This is a genomic window from Mycobacteroides franklinii (assembly GCF_002013895.1).
Lineage (GTDB): Bacteria > Actinomycetota > Actinomycetes > Mycobacteriales > Mycobacteriaceae > Mycobacterium > Mycobacterium franklinii.
Window position 1 is genome coordinate 59276 of record NZ_MAFQ01000019.1, and the last position, 21817, is coordinate 81092.

Here is a 21817-nt window from a genome sequence, read left to right on the forward strand (position 1 = left end):
CCTGTTCACGTGCGAGTAGACGGAAGGAGGAGCGAAATGAACACACCCATGAATTGCGGAGACACCTTGTGGCGTGATGCCCATGGTGCCTTTGTCGTGTTGCCGATCGCTCCGCCGTCGCTCCAGACGCCTACCGCCGTTAAGCCGGCGGTAGCTGCCATGTCGCTGGCTGGCTCGGCTCCTGCGATTAAGCACCGCGCCGCCGCCGCAGCCGCCGCGTATGTCGCGTCCGTGAATAGGGGATACATCTAGGTAGCCCCACAACCGCCTCCCAGGCCACGGACCCGACACCACCGGGATCCGTGGCCACATTTGTTTGAGCCTCAAAACCTCAGACGTGGTTCCGGATCTCGATCGATAAGACACCGATACGAGATCAGCAGTTTTACAGGAACCGAAGAGGAAGCAGGTGAACGGACACATGATGACCGTCGAAGTGGAGGCCCGAAGACTCGCGCTGCCGTGCCATGTCGCGGATGCGGACCTGTGGTTCGCGGAAAGCCCCGCCGACCTGGAGCGGGCGAAGGCGCTGTGCGCGGACTGCCCGATCCGGTCGCAGTGCCTGGCCGCTGCGCTGGATCGCGCAGAGCCGTGGGGCGTGTGGGGTGGCGAGATCTTGGAGCAGGGTTCCATCGTGGCGCGCAAGCGGCCCCGTGGACGTCCGCGCAAGGACTCACTGCCTGACGCAGACACCGCCGCGGCATGACGCGGCATATCGCGGATGCCGCAGGCCTCGATAACCAATGCTCCCCATCGCCATTGTGCGATGGGGAGCATTGTGTTTAGACAGTTTTCGCGTGGGGTGCGAAGAAGCCCGGCATCCATTCCTCGGCGATCGCCGCATAGTTCACGTGGGCACCGAGTTGCACCAGCACGCCGATCATTCCGCCGAGTGTGCGCAGCAGCATGACATAACCCGGCGGCACTGTCATCTGGCGTGCCAACTTGAACCGGTCCGCGAATCCCTCATCCAACAGATCGGTGGAGGCCACCGCGGCCTGCTGGAACCATTCACGGGTGAAGTGGAATTCGCCGGAGCGCAACGGATCCACATAGGGCCACAGCGGCCTGATGTAATCCATCACTTGATTCCCGGACAGTTCTACCTCCGGCGGCATGAACCCGAGCTGCTTGATCAGCCGGATCACCTGATCCCACTGCTCGTCCCGCGCCCAGCACAGCACCTCACCGAATTCCGGCGGAATGCCGCCGGGGTGCTCGGAGACCGCCCCGAAATCGATGATGCCGAAACGGCCGTCGGGCAGCAGCATGAAGTTTCCCGGGTGCGGGTCGGCGTGTACCAGACCAACCATCTCCGGTGACTTCACCGTGAATTCGAGCATCAGAGCGCCCGCGGAGTCCCGCTCCTCGCGGGTGCCCTCGGAGATGATCTTCGAGATCCGACGCCCCTCCATCCATTCGGCGATGATGACCTTGGGCGCGCTGGCGACAACCGCAGGTACGAAGAATTTCGGGTCGTTGGTGAATGCCTTCGCGAAGGCGCGCTGGTTGGCCGCCTCCTGGCGGTAATCCAGTTCGGCCTCGATGCGGTCGCTGATCTCGGCGACGAGCCTGTCGATATCTGCTTTGGGCGCAATCTGTTTGGCCAACGGCGTCATCCGCTGAATGAGCTTGAGGTCTGCGCGCAGCGCGTCGTCGGCGCCGGGGTACTGGATTTTGACGGCGACCTCGCGGCCGTCCTTCCAGATGCCTTTGTGTACCTGACCGATGCTGGCCGAGGCGACGGGGGCGTCATCGAAGAACTGAAAGCGTTCCCGCCATTTGGTGCCGAGCTGCGCGTCGAGCACACGATGTACCTTCGCCGCAGGCAGCGGCGGGGCCTCGCTCTGCAGCTTGACCAGGGCCTCGCGGAACGGATCGGCGAACTGCGGCGGTATCGCCGCCTCCATCACCGAGAGGGCCTGACCCACCTTCATGGCGCCGCCCTTGAGTTCTCCGAGCACATTGAACAGCTCGTCGGCTGCCTTCTCCAGGAGTTCGGCGTTGACCTCGTCGGCCGATGTTCCGGTCAACCGTTTGCCAACCCCGAGGACCGCGCGCCCGGCCATGCCTGCGGGCAGGCTTGCCAGTTTGGTCATTCGGCTGAGTCCGCCGCGGCGAATATCTGCCATGTCACCTCATATCTATGCGTGTGGCGCCGTTGCCCCCACGTCTTCTCGGAATGCTAGCCGTCGCTAGCTGGCGGCGACGGGCTCGTCCATCCGAAAACCGGGAACCCAGTCGCCGATGATTCGTGCGTAGGGCACTGTCGCGTCGAGCTGGGCCAGAATGCCGGACAGGCTGCCGAGGACCCGGAACATCATGAGGTACACGGGTGGCAGGTCAAGATGGCGGCCGGTTTGGAATTGGGCCCCGCGCACGTCACTGGATTTGGCGGCGACGCGCTGCATCCATTTCCGGGTGAAGTGGAACTCGTCGGATTTGAGCGGATCGATGAACGGCTTGAGATATTCGTCGATGTCCTCGGGCGACACGTCGGTGCGCGGGGGGATGAATCCTTCCTCGCGCATGAGGGGGATGAGCTCATCCCACATTCCGTCCCGCTCTAAACGCCAGATGGGTCCCAGGTTGGGAGGGAACCCGCCTTCGTGGGTGGCGCAGGCGCCGAAGTCCATGACGCCGAGCCGCCCATCCGGCAGCAGCATGAAGTTTCCGGGGTGGGTGTCGGCGTGTAGCAGCCCGCAGCGGTAGGGGGAGCTGACGGTGAATTTCAGCAGCAGCCGTCCGCACTCGTTGCGTTCGTCTTCGGTTCCGCCGCTGATGATTTCGGAGAGCTTGCGGCCCTGCATCCATTCGCTGATGACGACCTTGGGCGCGGAGGCGATGACCGAGGGCACGTAGAACTCGGGGTCGCCCTTGAAGGCCTTGGCGAAGGCGCGTTGGTTGGTGGCCTCGATGCGGTAGTCGAGTTCTTCCTCGGTGCGTTCGATGAGTTCGTCGATGATGCTTTTGACATCCGCGCCGGGCACGATCTGCTTGAACAGCGAGGCCAGCCGCTGCATGGTCTTGAGATCGGAGCGCACGGCTTCATCGGCGCCCGGGTACTGCACCTTGACCGCGACCACGCGACCGTCGCTCCAGACAGCGCGGTGCACCTGGCCGATGCTGGCCGAGGCGACGGGCTTGTCGTCGAAGGACTGGAAGCGTTCCCGCCATTTGGTGCCGAGCTGCGCATCGAGGACGCGGTGCACCTTGTCAGCGGCCAGCGGCGGGGCGTCGCTTTGCAGTTTGGTCAGGGCGTCTCGGAAGGGTTCGGCGAAGGCCGGGGGAATGGCGGCTTCGAACACCGACAGCGCCTGCCCGAGTTTCATGGCCGCGCCCTTGAGTTCGCCGAGTACCTGGAACAGCTGTTCGGCGGCCTTGTCCATCATCTCGGCGTTGACCTCGTCCTTGGACTTGCCGGTCAGACGTTTCCCGACGCCGAGTGCGGCGCGACCGGCGATGCCTGCCGGTAGCGATGCGAGTTTTGCGGCGCGCGCGGCGCGGCCACGACGGATCTCAGCCATGCGTTACATCATGCCGGGGCCGGCGTGATTCTGACAACGCAGGTTTTCCTGTCGGTCTAGGTGGCCGCCGGGGACTTGCTGTCTTCATGGAAACCGGGAACCCATTTGTCGATGATGGCCGCGTAATCGACCGGGGCATCAAGCTGCGCGGCGATACCGATCAGGCCGCCGAGGACCCGGAAGAACATCAGGTAGTTCGGCGGCAGGTTCATCTGTCGGCTGGTCTTGAAGGACTCGAGGAACTCTTCGCTACGGAAATCGGTGGCCTTGGCGGTCAGACGCTGCAGCCACTTACGGCTGAAGTGGAATGTGTCGTAGTTGAGCGGCTCGATGTACGGCTCCAGGTACGAGTTGACCTCCTCGTGCGAGACGGAGGTGGCGCTGGGCGGAATGAAGCCCTCCGAGCGCAGCACCTCGGTCAGCTCTTCCCACTTCTCGTCGCGGGCCAGACGCAGGATCGGTCCGAAGCCCGCGGGCAGGCCGCCCTCGTGCGAGGCGCAGGCACCGAAGTCCATGACGCCGAACCGGCCGTCCTCCAACAACATGAAGTTTCCGGGGTGGGTGTCGGCGTGCAGCAGTCCGCAGCGGTAAGGGGAGCTGATGCTGAACTCCAGCAGGAAATGAGCGCATCTACTGCGCTCTTCCTCCGTGCCGCCGGCGATGATTTCCGAGAGCTTCCGGCCTTGCATCCATTCGGTGATGATCACCTTGGGGGAGGAGGCGATGACCGAGGGCACGTAGAACTCGGGGTCATCCTTGAAGGCTTTGACGAAGGTGCGCTGGTTGGTGGCCTCGATGCGGTAGTCGAGTTCTTCCTCGGTGCGCTCGATGAGTTCGTCGACGATGCCCTTGATATCGGCACCCGGGGCCACCTGTTTGAACAACGACGAGAGCCGCTGAATGGTCTTGAGATCGGAGCGCACGGCTTCATCGGCGCCCGGATACTGCACCTTGACCGCGACGACGCGGCCGTCCTTCCAGACGGCCTTGTGCACCTGGCCGATGCTGGCCGAGGCGACGGGCTTGTCGTCGAAGGACTGGAAGCGTTCCCGCCATTTGGTGCCCAGTTGGGCATCGAGGACGCGGTGCACCTTGTCGGCCGCCAGCGGGGGAGCGTCGCTTTGCAGTTTGGTGAGTGCTTCGCGGTAGGGCTCGCCGAATTCGGGCGGAATGGCGGCTTCCATCACCGAGAGCATCTGGCCGATCTTCATGGCCGCGCCCTTGAGTTCGCCGAGTACCTGGAACAGCTGTTCGGCGGCCTTCTCGACGAGTTCGGCATTGACTTCGTCTTTGGACTTCCCGGCCAATCGTTTCCCGACACCGAGTGCGGCGCGGCCCGCTATTCCGGCCGGGAGCGATGCGAGTTTTGCGGCGCGCGCGGCGCGGCCACGACGAATCTCTGCCATGTACACATCATGCCCGGTCGTGATGAAGTTAACAAAAGGTGGTGCTTCGTCAATTTCAGGTGAAGTAGGCGCCACATGGGCACAGCGGGTGAGCCGTCCAGTGGCGTGCGGTCAACGCGTGGGTGGCCAGGTCGAGTTCGAGCGTTGTGTTGAGTGTGACCAGCGGTCCGGGCGCTTGCCCGCGCATCGCCGACAGCACCCGATCGATCTGTGCCAGCGCCACCGCGACGGTGCCCAACACGGTGGCCGGAGCGGCGACGCCGACGGTTCCGGTGAGCTGCGCAGCGACCGCGGGCCACTGCTCGTCGCGGTCGTGGCGATGGCGGTCGGCGCATTCCAGACAGCTGGTGATGCCCGGCAGGACCATGGGCCCGATGAGGCCGGTGCCGTCGCGCGCGCGGACCGACAGGTGCGGCACCTCGGCGTCGGTCAACATCCGCAGCAAGCGGGTATCGGCGATCAGGTCATCGGCCAGGATGGCCAAATCCACGTGGTGCCAGGATTTTCCATGTGTCGAATGGGTCGTGTGCTGGATGCGTGCGGACGTATGTCGCAGTGCTTCGGCGAGGGTGTCGGACAGCGGGCCGCGGCCGACGAGCCGAATCATCGGTGATGCATGTGCCGCGGGCCGGGTGCGACGGATGACGGCTCCGGCATCGACCAATTCGTCCAGCAGCGACCGGATATCATCGGCATCGCCAAAGTCCCTGACACACTGGAGATTAAGGATCTGGCCCCAGGTGAGTTCATCGCTCAGGGAGCTCAGTAGCTTCCGCACCGCGTGGGCAGGGGCGCCCGCTCCGGGGCGCACGATTACCGCGTGGCGCGGCATCCAGCCGATCTGAACCCCGTCGTCGGGCCGGGGCAGCACGGGACGGGCCGGGTCGAGGGTGAACGTCGGCTCGCTGGACATGACCCACTGTGGCATATCCAGCGTGCGTGGCAGGCCTTTGAAAACCGTTTATCCACAGCCCGGTTCGGGCTGTGACCAGCGCCTAGTGCACGCGCGGTGGGTTTCTCAGTCTTCTGGGTTTTCCTGCTTGTTGTCAGAGTCCGAATCGAGCTTCTCGATCTGCGCGATCGGGTCATCGACGGCATCGGAGTCACCGCCGATGATGCGGTCGATGAACGCCGCCGGATTGTCCAGATCGCTGGCGTCGGGCATCAGATCGGGGTGTGCCCAGACCGCGTCGCGCTTGTCGATGCCGACGGCGTCGGTCAGCCTGCGCCACAGATCTGCCGCCTCGCGCAGCTTGCGTGGCCGCAGCTCCAGGCCTACCAGGGTGCTGAAGGTCTGCTCGGCCGGCCCGCCGGTGGCGCGGCGCCTGCGCAATGTCTCGCTGAGGGCCGCGGTTGCCGGGATGCGTTCGCCGAGCGCATCGGTCACCACGGTCTGCACCCAGCCCTCGACCAGGGCCAGCAGTGTTTCGAGGCGCTCCAGGGCCTGCTCCTGCTGCGGTGTGGTCTTCGGTTCGAAAATGCCTTGGGACAGAATCTGTTCCATATCGGACGGATCGCCCAGCGAGGCGGGATTGAAACCGCGCGCGGCCTCCTCGATGGCGCTCATGTCGATCGAGATGCCCTTGGCGTACTGCTCGACGGTGTCCATCAGCCGGATGGTCAGCCAGCCCACCCCGCTGAACAGCCGATGATGGGCGGCTTCTCGAGCGGCCAGGAACGTCATGATCTCTGCCTTGGACTGCTCCAGGCCCTCCGAGAACGTCTCGATGGCTCCCGGGAGTAGCGCGGCAGTTCCGCGCGGGCCCAAGGGCAGCCCGATGTCGGTGGAGGTCAACACCTCTCGGGACAGCTGCCCGAGGGCTTGGCCGAGCTGGGATCCGAAGGCCATGCCACCCATCTGCGTCATCATGCCCAACAGCGGACCGGCCATGCCCTTGGCCTCTTCCGGGAGGTTCTCCGCCCACATGCCCGAAATCTGTTCGGCCACGGGGTCAACGAGCCGCTTCCAGTTCTCCAACGTGTTATCTACCCAGTCCGTCGCGGTCCAGGCCGCGGTTCGGGTGGCGCCGGCGGGTAATGCGGTGGCACCGTCGAGCCACGTGTCGGCCAGGTGCACCGCGTCGGTGATGGCCGATGTGGTGCCCTCGGTGATGGGAGCGACGAAACCGATTGAACTCGAGGCAAGTTGCCGGGCGATGTCGTAGTTGACCGGGCCCGCGGGCTGGCCACTGGATGCGCTGGCGGCTGCACCGCTGAACATCTGTCCTAGCTGCGTGAAGATCCGGCCCAGATCGGCGGGATTGAATCCACCAGATCCGAAGCCGAACGGGTCTGCGCCCGACGAACCTGAGCCCGAGGCGCCGCGACCGGCATCGCCCCGCTCACGGTCGGAGTCGTCGCCAGCAGCGAATCCAAAGGGTACGTCGGCCATATCTCTACGGTACCGCTGGTAGACGCGGCCGGATCACGCTGACGGCGTAATGGGCCGAACGCGCTCCTTGTGTGTGTATCGGGTAGCGGTGGATCAGGCCAGGAAGCGTGCCCGGACCTCGGGCGGGGGCACCGGACAGGTGTCGTAGCGGCCGAAGATCCGGTATCGGGTGCGGGCCACCAGCCGATACAGCCCATCGCGCACCGGACGCGGCACCAGGCGCGCGATGAGGGCGGCGCGTCGGGTCCCGCCCAGGTAGTCCATGACGCGGAGCACGGCGTCGGAGCGGATGTGAATTCGTTCGGCGGAACCGCCCGGGTTGTCGACGATCACGAAGGAATCGACGCCGGCGAGTTCGGGGTGCCGCTCGATCACGTGGGTGCCGTACTCGCTGTCGAGCGCCGCGAACCGCATGGTCCCAATCTGGTCGTCGCGCAGGATCTTCTTGACCGCTCCGTTGCACAGTGCACAGACGCCGTCGTACAGCAGGACAGGGGCTTGCTCGCTCATTGAACCTCCGCCCTGGAGACTACCGGCGGGGTGCCGATCGCCGGTTGCCATAGGGTGCAGGCATGAATCGCCGCGTTGCGACGTTGCTGGTCGCGCTGATCCCGATTGTTGTCTTCGGGCTGTTGATGTCGGTGATCGCCGTGCCGTTCGTATCCCTGGGACCGGGCCCCACCTTCAACACCCTCGGGCAGGTCCAGGGCAAGGAAGTGGTGGACATCAAGGGCACCAAGGTCGATCCGGTGTCCGGTCACCTCAACATGACGACGGTCTCGCAGCGGGACGGGCTGACGTTGGCCGACGCGCTGCGGTTGTGGGCGAGCGGTAGCGAGCAGCTGGTGCCGCGGGATGTGGTGTATCCGCCGGATCGGTCCAAGGATCAGGTGGACAAGGACAACGACCTTGAATTCAAGAAGTCGGAGGAGAGCGCGGAGTTCGCGGCACTCGGATACCTCAAATATCCCACCGCGGTAACCGTCCTGACCATCAGCGATGACGGGCCGTCGAAGGGCAAGCTGCAGGAGAACGACGCCGTCACCGCCGTGAACGGGCACCCGGTGGCGACACTCGACCAATTCACCGGACAGCTCAAGCTGACCAAGCCGGGCGATGTGGTCACGCTGGACTACAAGCGCAAGAATCCGCAGGGGAGCGACAAGACGGAAACGGTGAAAATCACGCTCGGCAAGAACGGGGATCGTGACTACGGATTCCTGGGTGTGGGCGTGGTGCAGGCGCCGTGGGCGCCGTTCACCATCGACTTCAATCTGGCCAACATCGGCGGCCCTTCTGCCGGCTTGATGTTCAGCCTCGCGGTGATCGACAAGCTGACGCCCGGTGAGCTTGATGGCGGAAAGTTCGTCGCCGGTACGGGAACAATCGACGCCGAAGGCAAGGTGGGTCCCATCGGGGGCATCACGCACAAGATGTTTGCCGCCAAAGACGCTGGAGCGACGGTGTTTTTGGTGCCCGCGGCCAACTGCGCCGAAGCCAAGACCGACGGTGGGCAGGGGCTCACGCTGGTGAAGGTCGGCACCTTGACCGAGGCGGTTGACGGACTCAACGCGCTCAATCGCGGTGATCAACCGCCCAGTTGTTAGCGAACCTCAGCACAATTGATGCAAGACAGGCCCGGCCCTTCTGCGGCTACAGTGGGGCCTGGGTTTTCTTTAGCGAATATTGAGCGGTTCGACACTCTCAGTAGACACTCGACGAGGAGCGTAGCGACGTGGGAATGCGGCCAAATGGGGCTCTGCCACGACTGACCCGACGAAGCCGGCGACTGGTCGCCGCATCGTTGGTCATCGTGGTGTTGTTGTTGATCGGGCCGCGCCTGGTCGACACGTACATCAACTGGCTGTGGTTCGGTGAGCTCGGATTCCGCGGCGTATTCACCACCGTGCTGCTCACGCGGCTCGCGTTGTTCCTGATCGTCGGAACCCTGGTCGGTGCCGTGGTTTTCGCGGGCTTCGGGCTGGCTTACCGGGCGCGGCCCGTGTTCGTGCCCGCCAAGGGGCCGGGCGACGCGCTGGCGCAGTACCGGGCACTGATCCTGTCGCGGGTTCGGCTCTTCCTCATTGGCGTTCCCGTGCTCATTGGGGTGCTGGCCGGCGTTGTGGCCCAAAGCTATTGGATGCCCGTGCAGCTGTTCCTGGAGGGCGGGGACTTCGGTATCAAAGATCCGCAGTTCGGATTGGATCTTGGCTTCTTCGCGTTCGATTTGCCGTTCTACCGATTCGTGTTGACCTACCTGTTCATCGCGGCGTCCATCGCGCTGATCGTCAACGGCTTGGTGCACTACATCTTTGGTGGTATCCGGCTGTCCGGGCGTTCCGGCACCCTGTCACGCCCGGCCCGCATCCAGCTGGTGACCTTCGCCGGAATCCTGGTGCTACTCAAGGTTGCCGCGTATTGGCTCGATCGCTACGAGCTGCTCTCGCACACGCGGGCCGGCAAGCCGTTCACCGGCGCCGGCTACACCGATATCAACGCGGTGCTGCCCGCCAAGCTCATCCTGTTGGCCATCGCGGTGATCTGCGCGGTCGCGGTGTTCTCGGCGCTGGTGTTGAAGGATCTGCGGATTCCCGCCATCGGATTGGCGCTGCTGCTGCTGTCCTCATTGGTGGTCGGCGCCGGGTGGCCGCTCATCGTTGAACAGTTCAGCGTCAAACCCAATGCGGCGCAGAAAGAGAGCGAATACATTGCGCGCAGCATCAAGGCGACGCGCGACGCGTATGGCTTGACCGATGATGTCGTGACCTATCGGGACTACAGCGGTACGGCCTCGGCGCCCACCGGCAGTGAACAGCTGGCCAAGCAGGTCGCCGCCGACCGGTCCACCATCGCCAACATCCGGGTTCTGGACCCGAATATCATCAGCCCCGCCTTCACACAGTTGCAGCAGGGCAAGAACTTCTACGCCTTCCCCGATTCGTTGTCGATCGACCGGTATCAGGACAAGGGCGGTTCGCTGCGCGACTACGTGGTCGCCGCTCGCGAGCTCGATCCGGCCAAACTCCGTGACAACCAGCGGGACTGGATCAACCGGCACACCGTGTACACCCACGGCAATGGATTCATCGCCGCCCCGGCCAACACCGTTCGCGGAGTGGCCGATAAGCCGGACGAGAATGGCGGCTACCCGGAGTTCCTGGTGAACGCCGTCGACGACAACGGCAAGATTCTGTCCGACGGCCCGGCGCCGCTGGCTCAGCCGCGTGTCTACTACGGCCCGATCATCGCCAGCGATACCAACGACTACGCGATCGTCGGTAAGAACGGCAACGACCGTGAGTACGACTACGAGAACAACGCCGGAACCAAGAACAGCACCTACACCGGTACCGGCGGGGTTCCGGTCGGCGGTGCGCTGGCACGTACGGTTTTCGGCCTCAAGTACGCCGAGCGGAACTTCCTGTTCTCCAATGTGATTGGGGACAACAGCAAGATCCTGTTCAACCGCGATCCGAGCAGACGGGTGGAGGCGGTGGCCCCGTGGCTCACCGTCGACAGCGGGACCTACCCGGCCATCGTGGACAAGCGCATGGTGTGGGTTGTGGACGGCTACACCACGCTGGACAACTACCCCTACTCGCAGCAGACATCGTTGTCGGAAGCCACTTTTGACAGCCAGGTCGGCAAGACCGGGGGAGCACTGCCCAACCAGCAGGTGTCCTACATCCGGAACTCGGTCAAGGCGACGGTAGACGCGTATGACGGCACCGTGACCCTGTATCAGCAGGACGAGAAGGACCCTGTGCTCAAGGCGTGGATGAAGATCTTCCCGGGAACGGTGAAACCCAAGAGCGATATCTCGCCCGATCTCGCCCGGCACCTGCGCTACCCGGAGGATCTGTTCAAGGTGCAGCGGACGCTGCTGGCGCGTTACCACGTCAATGACCCGGTGACGTTCTTCTCGACCAGTGATTTCTGGCAGGTGCCCGATGACCCGAATGCGCCCACCGGGTCACAGCCGCCGTACTACATCGTTGCGAAAGACATTACGAAGAACGATAATTCGGCGTCATTCCAGTTGACCAGCGCGCTCAACAGGTTCCAGCGTGACTTCTTGGCGGCCTATGTCAGTGCCAGTTCCGATCCTGAAACCTACGGCAAGATCACCGTTTTGACGGTTCCCGGAACGGTGCAGGGCCCGAAGCTGGTCAACAATGCGATCACCACCGACAACCAGGTGTCCTCGCATGTCGGCATCATCAAGAACCAGAACATCCTGCGGTGGGGCAACCTGTTGACCTTGCCGGTGGCCAACGGCGGACTGTTGTTCGTCGAACCGCTGTATGCCTCTCCAGGCCAGGGTGATCAGTCCTCGTATCCCCGGCTGATCCGTGTCGGCATGTACTACAACGGCAAGGTCGGCTATGCGACCACGGTCAGGGATGCATTGGACATGGTGTTCGGGCCCGGTGCGGGCGCCACGGCGACTGCGCCGGCCGTGGAGCCGGGCTCCGTCGTGCCGCCGCCACCGAGTGGCCAGAACGTCCCTGTGGTGCCTCCGGTGGCGCTGCCGCCAGTCAGCGGGTCGTCGGAGCTGTCCGCGGCGAAGGCAGGCGCGCTGCAGGAGGTTCAGCGGGCCATTGGCGAGGTGAAGGACGCTCAGAAGAGTGGGGACTTCGCGCGGTACGGGCAGGCTCTCAAGAGCCTCGACGACGCGATGACGAAGTTCACACAGGCCAAGTAGGAAGGCTGGTCCCTGCCACTGTGTGAAAGCGCAAGTGGCAGGGACAAAGACGCCGACGGATGTCGAGAACGTGCAGGCCAGGTAAACGATTTGGCGCCAGCGCACTGCGCCCGGTAACCTGATATTCACCACCGCGGGGTGGAGCAGCTCGGTAGCTCGCTGGGCTCATAACCCAGAGGTCGCAGGTTCAAATCCTGTCCCCGCTACTAGGTAAGCAGGTCAGAGGGTATTTTCCCTCTGACCTGCTTCATTTTCAAGAACCCCATCCGTTATTTACTCGGTACTTACGTCTACGCCGACTTCCGAAGTTGTGGCGCTTTCTCCGGTGACCGCCTTCTCAATCCACTGAGCCACCTCGGGGTGCTGGCGTCCACGCGATAGGTAATGCCGAAGCGTCGTAGCCACGTCGCGGTGTCCGAGCACGTCAGCCGCCACACGGGGGTCGCCTGATTTGTCCGCTGCGAGGTCGGAGAGCGTCTTACGGAAGCTGTGCCCCGTCGTGTCCGCGAGGTGCTCCAGCTCGCCGCGCACTTCACGCCACTGGCGCGCGAACCCGTTCGGGTCTCGCATCGTGCCCACCGAGGATGGGAAGATTAAGCCGAGCTTGTTAGGGCGCTCATCCTGGGAACGGGTGAGCAGCGCAGCCACGGCGAACGGCGGCAGGTGGATCACGTCGGGGGTGCCCTTGGAGCTGCTCTCAGTCGGTGTTCGCAGCAGGCCGACGCCGCCCTGGCGGACGATACGCCCTGTGCTGGTGATGGTCGCCGCGTCGGGGTCGAACTCTGCCCACAGAAAGCCGAGGACTTCGGACACGCGCAGCCCCGTCGCCAGGTGCATCAGAATGGGGTCGGTAACGTCCTTCTTTCGGCACACCTCCGATTCCAGCAGTGCTTTCAACACCACGGGGAGAACGGTCTGGTCGATGGGCTGCGCCCCGTTGTCCTTCGGCTTCTTCTTGGTCGGCGGGGTCTTCGTCGCCCGTGCGGGGTTCGCGTCGAGCACACCGTCGTTTACCGCGTAGTCAAGGGCGAAACCGAGCAACGAGCGGAGTTGCTTGGCGTCGGTGTCCCCATGTGCTTTCCGCACTTGTTCGATGTGGCGGTTCAGCCGCCCTGGTGTGCAGTCGCCCACGGTGATGCCGCTCGCCACCGAGTTCCAGTGCTTCACCCGCAGCTTGTACGTGTCGATGGTGCGCGGTGCCTTCTCCGCCGCCATCAGGGCCTGCAGGTGACGTTCCAGCAGGACTGAGACGAGGGTGCCGCGACTGGACTCTTCGCCGTCACCGCCCGAGCCGCCGCCGAGTAGTTCCCGGAGGTATTCCTCCAACGCCGCCTCAGCCGCAGCGCCGTGTTTGTCCTTAGCGCCTACAGGTGTTGAGCGTTCTGCTTGCTTCCGTTCGCCGTCGAGACCCCTGTAGTAGCAGTGCGCTTTCCAGGTGTTCGTGGCGAGCTGCGTCCTCTTGATATTCCCGCGCGTGCCAATCTTGAGTCTCGGTCTAGCCATCAGCCTTCCCGTTTATCTTGTCGTGCAGCTCCCCGATGCGCTTCTCCAAGCTCTCCAGTCGTTCCCGGAGTTCCGCCATGAGCCGCTTGTCCAGCGGGGTGGTGTCTTCAATCGTCCGTAGCTGAGCGCGGAAGAGCAGCTTCTTGGTGTCGCGTCGCTGCCGGGTGAGGTGCATTAGTTCACTGGTGTCCTGATCACGGGGGAGCCCCTTGCCAGCGGGTATCAAGTCGCCCATCAACTCACCACCCCACCAGTCGGCCACGAGTTCGGCGCGTGCACGACGGTCGGGAAGCACCTCCACCTCGCCGTCTGGCATGTCTCCCCAGGTCAGCAGAACAGCGGGTGTGACCCCGAGAACCGCTGCGAGAAGCGATATTTCGTGCACGGCGACGTATTTTCTGCGTCCGATTTCCATGTCGGTAATGAGGGCTTTAGTCACCCTGCATCCGAGTTTTTCTGTTTCATCGCTGAGCCACGCAACGCTGCGAGTTCCGCGCAGCGCGCGGACCGCCTGTCCAACTCGGTTCGTCTGCTCCTGTTGCCACGACATGAACAGCAGAGTACCGCATGTTGTGAATTTACGTGCGAATGGGGGTTGACGACGTGAAGTCACATGGTAGTGTGGTGTGTATACACGGCAATAGACACTAAAATAGTGTGACAACACAAAGGCTGAGGACGATGGAAGTACCAGAGACCCCGTTTGTTACCCGCTCTGAGCTGGCCGAACGGTGGAACATGAGCCCACGGACACTTGATAACTGGTCTGTCCAGGGGCGCGGACCCGCAGGCCGACGGTTCGGCAAGCGAGTTATGTATCGCTTGGCCGATGTCGAGGCGTACGAGCGGTCGGTGTTTGAGGGGGTGGTCTGATGCCCAACCAGCCCAACTCCCTCGACCTCGACATCGCGACCACTCGGCTCCACGAGCTGATCGTGTCCGCGCGGGCCGAGAATCCCGGCACCTCCGCCGACCCGTACGGCGACTCCTTGAGCCTCTGGGCTGCCGCAGTTCCAGCAGTGCGAGAAGTGCTGGGCACCTTGCAAGTTCACGAAGCCACGCTGGGTGAGGTTGAGTTCGTCTACCGCACGGCCTTGGAGGCGTGGTTGCGCGGCACAGTGCCGTCCAGCGCCCGTGTCGAAGAGGCCCTGCTCGACAGGATTCGAATGGCGCTGAACCCGCCAGCCAACTTGATTTTCTAAGACTTCCCGACCCCGCAACGGCGCGGGATCGGGGGACGGGGCACCGCCCCAATGAGAAAACCCGCCGCGCTAGCGGCGGGCTCCAGAAGTAATCAACTCTCTCAAGAAAGAAGGTAGCACACATGACCGACACGACACCGGCGACGGACGCGCAGAAGGCGTACATCTTGAAGCTCGCTAACTGCCAGCATATTTCAGATGTTGTGGGCATCACGCGCGTGCGGCTGAGCGGCTGGAACGCCGCGCACGGCGACTTCACGCGCAGTGAAGCTAGCGCCATCATCGAAGACTTGTTGGAGCAGCAGGGCAAGAATGCGCACGAGTACGTTGCTGTCGAGTATCGCAAATGGGTAGACAACAAATATGCGAGCAACGGCAGAACACCCAGCACTGCAAGGTATTTCGTCTCGGGTGATGCTTACAGCAGCGACATCCGCGACGTGCTGCGCAAAGCGGGCAGCTTGGCTGAAGTGTTGTACCGGGGACGCGACGAGGAGCGGGCTGAACGTGTGATGCGTTCCCATCAGGGCGGGTACGAGCTTGCCGGAGCACACGGGCATGAGCGTCTTCTGAAGCACCTCGCGCCGCAAGAGGACATCGACCTGCTGTCGGACGTGACGCCCGCGCACCTGCGGGCTGCCGTGAAGCGCAAGTCGGCTCGCACCGGGTACGTGTTCGACGCTCTGCGGCGCTGGAGGAGGTGTACCTCGTTGCGCAACACCTCGCGTCCGGACACTCTCGCGGTGATCGGGGCGCTGGCCAGCTCGTTGACCCGCACGACGACGGGGCCGGAGGCTCAGCGGCTGGTGGATCAGGCTCTCGAAACCGTGCAGGTCTCGGCCTGACCGGGGCAGGGTGCTGCCGACCCATCGGGTGTGGCACGCGGGGTTCGCGACCTCGACACCCGCGATGCGTCGGCAACCGTTGGCGCACAAAAGAAAACCCCGCCGTTGCAGGGCGGGGTTAGGTCAAGAAAGGAACGAGATGACCGAGAAAGATGATAACACCTGCATCACGTGTGGGAAGCCGCTCGACCGACAGCTCGACGCGGAAGGCTGGTACCCCACCGCGCCGTGGGTGCCTAAGCGATTAGGTGGCGCTGGACGACCTGCCGGTGCCGATACCGCAGACGGCAAGCTGGTCGAGGTGCTCGATGAAATGGGAGTCGATGTGCCAGCAACCGTTGGCGCACAGGAAGAAAGGAAATCGAATGACCGCCACCGTCTCTGAGGTGCCGACGAGGAGCGACCTACTCGCTGCACTGACGCTCCCCGGCCGGGGTTTTGAGCCAGCCGACCTACCCCAGCTCCACGGTGCTCCGGAGGGCTGGGACGTGCTGACCCAGCGCCACCGGGAGCTGATCGACGAGCTGCTGTTCTTGAGCCATGTCCGCCGCTCGGTGGTACGAGATGGTGGGGACGCCGGGGTTCTCGCCGCCGGTCGGCGAATCACCGACGCTGCCGAGGCGCACACGCGCGAGGCGTGGTCGCAGGCGGTCGATGCCTTCCTGTCCATGGATTGAGAGGGGGAGGGTGTTGCCGACTCGACAACGGGGTGCGGCACAAGGGGTTCGTGACCCCAGCATCCACGGGGTGTACCGAAAAAGGTTGGTGCACAAGAAGAAAGGAGAAATGTGATGCTGGAATGTCCAAGGTGCGGTGACGAATGTGACGAGAGAGACATGGTGGAAGTTGCCGACTCAACGATCGTATGTTCCGAATGTCGTGCGATGCGGAACTGTCCAAGGTGCGGTGACGAATGTGACGAGAGAGACATGGTGGAAGTTGCCGACTCAACGATCGTATGTTCCGAATGTCGATTGGACGAGGAGCTTGAAGATTTGAGTCGATGGGAAGAGGAACTCGCAGAGGGAGCGCACTGATGCCCGAAAACACCTGCGGAACATCGTGTTCGGCGTGCGAGCAGCCCAACGCGGTCCTCGTCCGTCTGGTCGAAGCCTTGATGCGGATGGGAGTCGATTTCGAGCTGCGCCATCTCGCCGCGTGATCGTCCACTAGAAACCCCCGGAGCCCACTTTTCTCCGGGGGTTTCTTCATGCCCGGGGACGTGCACCATCCTCGATTGCCCTTCCCGCCCAGTGGTTCTAGCGTCAAGGTATGTCCGAAACACCCACAGCCCGAACCCGTCTGATGGCTCTCGCCGAACTGTTCGATGAGCCGCAACACGCCCATGGCCCCGACGCCCAACGGTGCTCGGCATCCGACCATCCCGAGGCGTGGATGGAACTGACAGTCGGGTGGTCTCGCGTACTCGGTGCTGCCAAGGTCATCCAGTCCCGTCACACCACCGACTCCCAGGATCCCGTGCTGGTCATGTGCGCCGATGTCGCACGGGAAGCGGCGGTGGGGGAGTTGCGTTGGTGCTGGGCGAGATTGGTGAATCAGTACGTCGAGGGAGTGGAGTCCGATGCCTGACGCCGAAGCCCCATTGACCCCCGACGAGCGACTCACCATTGCCGCCCTCTACACCAGTCTCGTGATGTCTCAGAACCGTTCGGTTCCAGGACAGCTCGCCGTCGAGAGGTCGTGTTACTCCGACCATGACATTCACCGTCCCGAAACCTTGTCCCACAGAGTGATTCCCATAAGTCGGGGTTCGGAGGGTTTCAGGGCATGCTAATTGGCTATGCGCGGGTTTCCACCGTCGAGCAGTCCGTGGGCTTGCAGCTCGACGCACTTCACGCGGCCGGGGTGGAACGCATCTTCACGGACGAGGGGATCAGCGGGTCGGTGTCGAGCCGACCCGAACTTGACCGCTGTCTGGAAGTGTTGCGCGAGGGTGACACCCTCGTCGTGTGGAGATTGGACAGACTAGCCCGCTCCCTCAAGAATCTCCTGGAACTTATGGAGTCCTTGTCCGCCAGGGGAGTTCACCTTCGAAGCCTCACCGAGAGCATCGACACCAGCTCGGCGTCGGGACGACTCGTGCTCAGCGTGTTCGGGGCTCTCGCGGAGTTCGAGAGAAGCCTGATTATCGAACGAACCCAAGCTGGTTTGGCTGCGGCTCGGTTGCGGGGAGCCAAGATTGGGCGTCCAACGGCGATGTCAGCGGGACAGGTCGAGCAGGCGAAAACGCTTGTGTCCGCTGGACATCGAGTCGGTGACGTGGCTCGGACACTCGGAGTCGGACGGAGCACGCTATATCGAGTGTTGGGGGAGGCGGGCTGACCCGTGAGGGCGGCGGTGGTCGGTGAGTGGGTCGTCGTCACGGGCGGCTGGTCGCTGTTCCGCACGATGAGAGAGCAGACCCTCACGCCTGACCTGGCACGGAAGGTCGCGCAATGGTGCTCGGAGCGTGGGGATTACGAGTCAGCTGCCGAGCTGCGGTGGGCGGCTGCCGAGGCTGAGAAGTGGCTCGCAGGAGAGAACCCCGGCCAGTCCGACGACATCGTTGCGCGCATCGACGAGCTGTTAATGAGCGACGAGTTGTTGTCGATGGACTCGATGGCTTGGTCACCCATGTCAGAATCCGAGGTGGCGAGGATCCTCGCGGGTGAGCAGGAAGAGACTCCTCACCCACTGCCTGTGGGACAAGTCCACGTGATTCCCGTGGATCAGGTGGACGAGTGGATGGACTGGTGGGACGGGTTGAGTGAGTCCGACCAGGCGGACACTCCGTGGTACGTGGTGTGTCACGAACACAAAGTCGCTGGTGAGCGCTCGGTGGATTGCGGGTGCGGAAATCCCAGTATTCCCAACGAGTTCCGGTAATATGCGGGGGCATGACCGCTGTGAAACCACCCGTCGCGTACTACGGCGCGAAGACCTCGTTGGCTCCTCGCATCGTGTCGATGTTCCCCGACCATCGGCGTTATGTAGAGCCGTTCGCGGGGAGCCTGGCTGTCCTGCTGGCGAAGCGACCCGCACGTCACGAGGTGGTCAACGACCTCGACCATAATCTGATGACGTTCTGGAAGGTGTTGCGGGACAACCCGACAGAGCTTGCGCGGGTGTGTATGCTGACTCCGCACTCTCGCGTGGAACGCAACCTCGCTAAGCACATTCCTTCTGACTCAAGTGATTTGGAGCGTGCGCGGCTGGTGTGGTCTGCCCTGGTGCAGGGGCGAACTGGGACGCTGGCGAACACGGGTTGGCGGCACGCGAGGAGCACGGTGGTGGACGGGAGGATGTTGCGCTCATATGTACAGCGCATCGAGACAGTGTCTGAACGCATCCGCGACGTAAGCCTGGAATCCCTGCCCGCCGTGGAGATTATCGAGAAATACGGGTCCGACGAGACCACGCTGCTGTACTGCGACCCGCCCTATCTGGGCTCGGTGCGGCGACACAACTACAAGGTCGAGATGACTGGTGTGAAGGCTCACCGTGAGCTTGGGGAGGTGCTGCGGGGGTGTCGCGCGACCGTCGTGTTGTCGGGGTATCACAGTCCGTTGTATGACGAGATGTACGGGGACTGGTTCCGTGTCGAGCTGTCCGCACAGACCGCGCAGGGCAGTGTCCAGGGCGTCGAGCGGACGGAAGTTTTATGGTCCAATCGGGCGCTCAAAACCCGTTACATCGGGGGTGAAAATGAGGCAAATGTAACGGGTTTTCAGGCTCTGTGCGGACGCTGCGGACGGGTGGTTCCGCGACCCCGCAGGGGACCGCGCGGAACGTGGTGCAGTGGGGCATGCCGCGTGGCTGCGCATCGGGCACGGAAGAGTTAGTAGCTTGCAAGGGTGCTAGGGATGGCAATCAGGGTGAGCACCGCAAGCGCCAAAGCGGCCATCGCGCCGTATGCGGCTGGGACATAGAACAGCACGCTCTGCCAGATGCCGTGTGGACGCCAGTTAGCGAGGCGGCCAGGCAATTTGGCGTGCACCCACATCAGGCCGAGTGCAAGCACGAGCACAACGGGAATCGTCAGATACCAGCTTCCTGCAAGCGTGAACGGCGTGAACCAGAGCAGTGCGAGGGCCGCGCCGCCACGATCCTTGAGAGTGCCACTGTCCGAGCTGAAGAGCATCGCACATGTGAACACGAGGTAGTAGACGATGCACAGCAGCGCCGCTGCCACGGGAATGTAGCCCAGGTAGGCACTGATGCGTTCCCGGGTCATCGTTCGCCCACCGGTAGGTGTAGAGGCTCCGGCATTGTCGGCGTGATCACTGGCGGCGCATTCACGGTACCCAGTGGCACCAACGGCGTGTTGGCCATGGTTCGGTACAGCTCGCCGTCGCCAATTCCCTGCGTGTTCAACAAACCCACCATCGGCCCGTAGGACGTTGTGTTGGCGGGCATGTTGGTGAACACCGTATCGGTCACTCCCTTCGGGCTGTCGTGATAGACCTCCACAGCGGGGAACTGTGTGACGTTGCCTCCAATCTTCGCTCCATCAGGCCCACCTTGGATCACTACTTGGCCGTGCACCGAGTACCCGGTCACTTTGGCGAGCCCCTCACCACCCGGCGAGAACGGGTCGGCGGTGCTGTAGGCAATAGCGACCGCGCCGTTGGTGTTCTGTCCTGCGGTGACCCACGGGTGCCCTGCCATGGCTTCGCCGCTCACCGAGTCCACGGACGGATTCTGACGAGTAACGATGACGCCGTTCTCGTAGTCCACCAGTACCGATACCCGCGAGTGCTCGGGATCGGCATACGGGTCGAATCCGCGATTGTCGCCCAGGTTGTGACCCTGTGCCTTCGATAGGCTCGGGTAGGCGACCTCACGTTGCGGGATAAAGAAATTGGTACGGACAGTGCCCCATCCCGGATGAGGTTCAATCTTGGCCACCCGCACCTCGGGCTGTGCGATGCCGTTCTTGGGGTCGTAGCTGTTCGGGTTGAGTGCTGCGGCGGTTGCGAAATCGGCAGGGGTAGTAGGTGCGCGGCCAAACATATGCTCAAACGCCTGACGGTCCGTCTCGGCCTTGTTCGTCCATGAGAATGACTCATCGTTGTACTTGTGCCCTGATGCTGCTTCCGCGCCGGATGCCAGGTTGACGGCGTGACGTAAATCCCCATCTGCCACATCGGCAGCCTGTAGTGCCATTCGCACCTTGGACTCGATGTCCGCCTTGGCGTCTGGATTCTGCTTCTCGAAATTAGGGTCAGCGCTAACCGCTCCTGTCTGCGGGTCTATCAGGAAATGACCGGTCTTGGCTTCGTCTTCTGCGGCCTGTTTCATCCGCTTGACGAGGGATACCTCCAACGCCGACTTCTCCATGGCGGCAGCGGACTCGTCGTGAGCGGCGGACTGCTCAATAATGTTCTTGGCGATCTTGTCCAGCGATTGGTTTGCCGCCGTTGCTCCTTGGCCTTCCCACGTCGCTATCATCGGAAGGTTCTTGAGGCCGTCCTTGACCTCTTGTATCGACTTTGAGCGGGAGCGCAACCCGGCTGCGACATCGCTGATGGTGTTCTCGTCCCACTCGCCGATGTCACCCCAGGTAATGGTCACCGGAGTCTCATGCCGTACTTCATGATGTACTCGGCCTGGTCTTCGTCCATGTTGTAGTAGTTATGCCCGATAGTGCGGAATCCATAACTGTGGTCCGCCAAGTCGTCGGTCAGGCCCTTGGTCTGCGCTTTCAGCACGGGGATTAACGCCTTCAGCGCGGCACCCGACGAACCAATCCAACCAAGTGCAGCATCCTCAATATCGGCGTTTGCGGCGGCATGCTTCCGCGTGATGTCGGCATGGTGCATATCGAGGTGATCCGCCGACGCATGGAGATCCGCTGGAACGACACTGAGTTTGTCAGCAGGCATTTGGTTTTCCCCTGGACGGTCGAAGTGTGACTAAGCTGGGACTATACGCCGTGGCCGATTTTTGGTGCAGTGTGTCGTGCTCCCGCGTTGGGATCGTCGCCAGGAAAACTAGCCCCATGCACCTCCCCACCACCCCAGACGGCTTCAAATGCGTGCTGGCCGACCCGCCCTGGCGGTTCGGGAATCGGCGCTCGGGCATGTCGCCAGAGAGCGGGCTCAGACCGCGTTACGCCACCATGGCGCTCGACGACATCTGCGATATGCCCGTGCAATCCATCCTCGCGCAGGACGCGCATCTCTATCTGTGGGTGCCTAGCGCGATGTTGCCCGATGGGCTAAAAGTCATGCAGCA

General features: G+C 63.0%; 26 protein-coding genes and 1 tRNA gene. 16 read left to right on the forward strand and 11 right to left on the reverse strand.

The features are described 5' to 3' along the window. The first annotated feature begins 36 nt into the window (after positions 1-36). Both B4393_RS24985 and B4393_RS24990 read left to right on the forward strand, forming a co-directional pair. Complete coding sequence (locus B4393_RS24985; RefSeq protein WP_078336432.1) at positions 37-252, forward strand: hypothetical protein; 216 nt, start codon at positions 37-39, stop codon at positions 250-252. Between the two features lie 169 nt (positions 253-421). Continuing rightward, positions 422-706, forward strand: a complete 285-nt coding sequence (locus B4393_RS24990) for a WhiB family transcriptional regulator (protein ID WP_070938755.1) — start codon at positions 422-424, stop codon at positions 704-706. 76 nt (positions 707-782) lie between these two features. Here the strand turns inward: B4393_RS24990 and B4393_RS24995 are convergent, their stop codons facing one another. From B4393_RS24995 to B4393_RS25020, 6 genes are all read right to left on the reverse strand, one after another. Then, positions 783-2132, reverse strand: coding sequence for an ABC1 kinase family protein (locus B4393_RS24995; RefSeq protein ID WP_078336409.1), 1350 nt, complete (start codon positions 2130-2132; stop codon positions 783-785). A 63-nt stretch (positions 2133-2195) separates the two neighbouring features. After that, a complete protein-coding gene (locus B4393_RS25000) occupies positions 2196-3527 on the reverse strand; it encodes an ABC1 kinase family protein (protein ID WP_078336410.1) in 1332 nt (443 codons plus the stop codon). 56 nt (positions 3528-3583) lie between these two features. After that, a complete protein-coding gene (locus tag B4393_RS25005) occupies positions 3584-4933 on the reverse strand; it encodes an ABC1 kinase family protein (RefSeq protein WP_078336411.1) in 1350 nt (449 codons plus the stop codon). 55 nt (positions 4934-4988) lie between these two features. Further along, positions 4989-5861 carry a hypothetical protein gene (locus B4393_RS25010; RefSeq protein ID WP_078336412.1) on the reverse strand — a complete coding sequence of 291 codons (873 nt, stop codon included), beginning with the start codon at positions 5859-5861 and terminating at the stop codon, positions 4989-4991. 90 nt (positions 5862-5951) lie between these two features. Next, on the reverse strand, positions 5952-7325 hold the full coding sequence (locus B4393_RS25015; RefSeq protein WP_078336413.1) for a zinc-dependent metalloprotease: 1374 nt from the start codon (positions 7323-7325) through the stop codon (positions 5952-5954). A 93-nt stretch (positions 7326-7418) separates the two neighbouring features. Further along, on the reverse strand, positions 7419-7835 hold the full coding sequence (locus B4393_RS25020) for a thiol-disulfide oxidoreductase DCC family protein (protein ID WP_078336414.1): 417 nt from the start codon (positions 7833-7835) through the stop codon (positions 7419-7421). A 62-nt stretch (positions 7836-7897) separates the two neighbouring features. On the opposite strand from B4393_RS25020, the gene B4393_RS25025 reads away from it, so the two are divergent. The 3 genes from B4393_RS25025 (at position 7898) to B4393_RS25035 (ending at position 12236) form a co-directional block, all read left to right on the forward strand. Then, a complete protein-coding gene (locus tag B4393_RS25025; RefSeq protein WP_078336415.1) occupies positions 7898-8932 on the forward strand; it encodes a YlbL family protein in 1035 nt (344 codons plus the stop codon). A gap of 128 nt (positions 8933-9060) precedes the next feature. Then, entirely contained in the window at positions 9061-12030 is a 2970-nt protein-coding gene (locus B4393_RS25030; RefSeq protein WP_078336416.1) for a UPF0182 family protein, read from the forward strand. Positions 12031-12162: 132 nt separating this feature from the next. Continuing rightward, positions 12163-12236 (forward strand) — tRNA-Met (locus B4393_RS25035). 67 nt (positions 12237-12303) lie between these two features. Here the strand turns inward: B4393_RS25035 and B4393_RS25040 are convergent. Together B4393_RS25040 and B4393_RS25045 are read right to left on the reverse strand one after the other, a co-directional pair. Beyond that, positions 12304-13533: a site-specific integrase gene (locus B4393_RS25040; RefSeq protein WP_078314901.1), complete on the reverse strand. Its 1230-nt coding sequence runs from the start codon at positions 13531-13533 to the stop codon at positions 12304-12306. Beyond that, positions 13526-14083: a hypothetical protein gene (locus B4393_RS25045; RefSeq protein WP_078336417.1), complete on the reverse strand. Its 558-nt coding sequence runs from the start codon at positions 14081-14083 to the stop codon at positions 13526-13528. The genes B4393_RS25040 and B4393_RS25045 overlap by 8 nt, the downstream gene beginning before the upstream one ends. 131 nt (positions 14084-14214) lie before the next feature. Between B4393_RS25045 and B4393_RS28500 the strand changes: the two genes are divergently transcribed. The 10 genes from B4393_RS28500 (at position 14215) to B4393_RS25090 (ending at position 19422) form a co-directional block, all read left to right on the forward strand. Beyond that, on the forward strand, positions 14215-14406 hold the full coding sequence (locus B4393_RS28500) for a helix-turn-helix transcriptional regulator (RefSeq protein ID WP_078336418.1): 192 nt from the start codon (positions 14215-14217) through the stop codon (positions 14404-14406). Continuing rightward, positions 14406-14735 (forward strand): hypothetical protein, encoded by a 330-nt coding sequence (locus tag B4393_RS25055; protein WP_078336419.1) that lies wholly within the window; start codon positions 14406-14408, stop codon positions 14733-14735. Before B4393_RS28500 ends, B4393_RS25055 begins: the two co-directional genes overlap by 1 nt. A 122-nt stretch (positions 14736-14857) precedes the next feature. Beyond that, positions 14858-15580: a hypothetical protein gene (locus B4393_RS25060; protein ID WP_078336420.1), complete on the forward strand. Its 723-nt coding sequence runs from the start codon at positions 14858-14860 to the stop codon at positions 15578-15580. 139 nt (positions 15581-15719) lie between these two features. Beyond that, positions 15720-15965 carry a hypothetical protein gene (locus tag B4393_RS25065; protein WP_234821310.1) on the forward strand — a complete coding sequence of 82 codons (246 nt, stop codon included), beginning with the start codon at positions 15720-15722 and terminating at the stop codon, positions 15963-15965. Beyond that, complete coding sequence (locus B4393_RS25070) at positions 15946-16257, forward strand: hypothetical protein (RefSeq protein ID WP_079628497.1); 312 nt, start codon at positions 15946-15948, stop codon at positions 16255-16257. The genes B4393_RS25065 and B4393_RS25070 overlap by 20 nt, the downstream gene beginning before the upstream one ends. Before the next feature lie 359 nt (positions 16258-16616). Beyond that, entirely contained in the window at positions 16617-16742 is a 126-nt protein-coding gene (locus B4393_RS28330) for a hypothetical protein (protein WP_269087576.1), read from the forward strand. A gap of 110 nt (positions 16743-16852) precedes the next feature. Continuing rightward, positions 16853-17170, forward strand: coding sequence for a hypothetical protein (locus tag B4393_RS25075; RefSeq protein ID WP_236743246.1), 318 nt, complete (start codon positions 16853-16855; stop codon positions 17168-17170). 198 nt (positions 17171-17368) lie between these two features. Further along, the gene (locus tag B4393_RS25080; RefSeq protein WP_078336422.1) at positions 17369-17923 is read left to right on the forward strand and encodes a recombinase family protein; all 555 of its coding nucleotides are present in this window, start codon (positions 17369-17371) and stop codon (positions 17921-17923) included. 3 nt (positions 17924-17926) lie between these two features. Continuing rightward, positions 17927-18466 carry a hypothetical protein gene (locus B4393_RS25085; protein ID WP_078336423.1) on the forward strand — a complete coding sequence of 180 codons (540 nt, stop codon included), beginning with the start codon at positions 17927-17929 and terminating at the stop codon, positions 18464-18466. An 11-nt stretch (positions 18467-18477) separates the two neighbouring features. Next, the gene (locus B4393_RS25090; protein WP_078336424.1) at positions 18478-19422 is read left to right on the forward strand and encodes a DNA adenine methylase; all 945 of its coding nucleotides are present in this window, start codon (positions 18478-18480) and stop codon (positions 19420-19422) included. On the opposite strand, the gene B4393_RS25095 is transcribed toward B4393_RS25090, so the two are convergent. The 3 genes from B4393_RS25095 to B4393_RS25105 are packed head-to-tail and all read right to left on the reverse strand — an operon-like array spanning position 19419 to position 21465. Further along, the gene (locus B4393_RS25095; protein WP_078336425.1) at positions 19419-19814 is read right to left on the reverse strand and encodes a hypothetical protein; all 396 of its coding nucleotides are present in this window, start codon (positions 19812-19814) and stop codon (positions 19419-19421) included. The two genes, B4393_RS25090 and B4393_RS25095, sit on opposite strands and share 4 nt — an antisense overlap. Then, positions 19811-21154 (reverse strand): WXG100 family type VII secretion target, encoded by a 1344-nt coding sequence (locus B4393_RS25100; protein ID WP_078336426.1) that lies wholly within the window; start codon positions 21152-21154, stop codon positions 19811-19813. Before B4393_RS25100 ends, B4393_RS25095 begins: the two co-directional genes overlap by 4 nt. Continuing rightward, positions 21151-21465, reverse strand: coding sequence for a hypothetical protein (locus B4393_RS25105; RefSeq protein WP_078336427.1), 315 nt, complete (start codon positions 21463-21465; stop codon positions 21151-21153). Before B4393_RS25105 ends, B4393_RS25100 begins: the two co-directional genes overlap by 4 nt. 116 nt (positions 21466-21581) lie before the next feature. Here B4393_RS25105 and B4393_RS25110 point away from each other — a divergent pair. Continuing rightward, positions 21582-21817, forward strand: a 236-nt coding sequence (locus B4393_RS25110) for an S-adenosylmethionine-binding domain-containing protein (RefSeq protein WP_236743247.1), incomplete at its 3' end; no start/stop codon positions are given.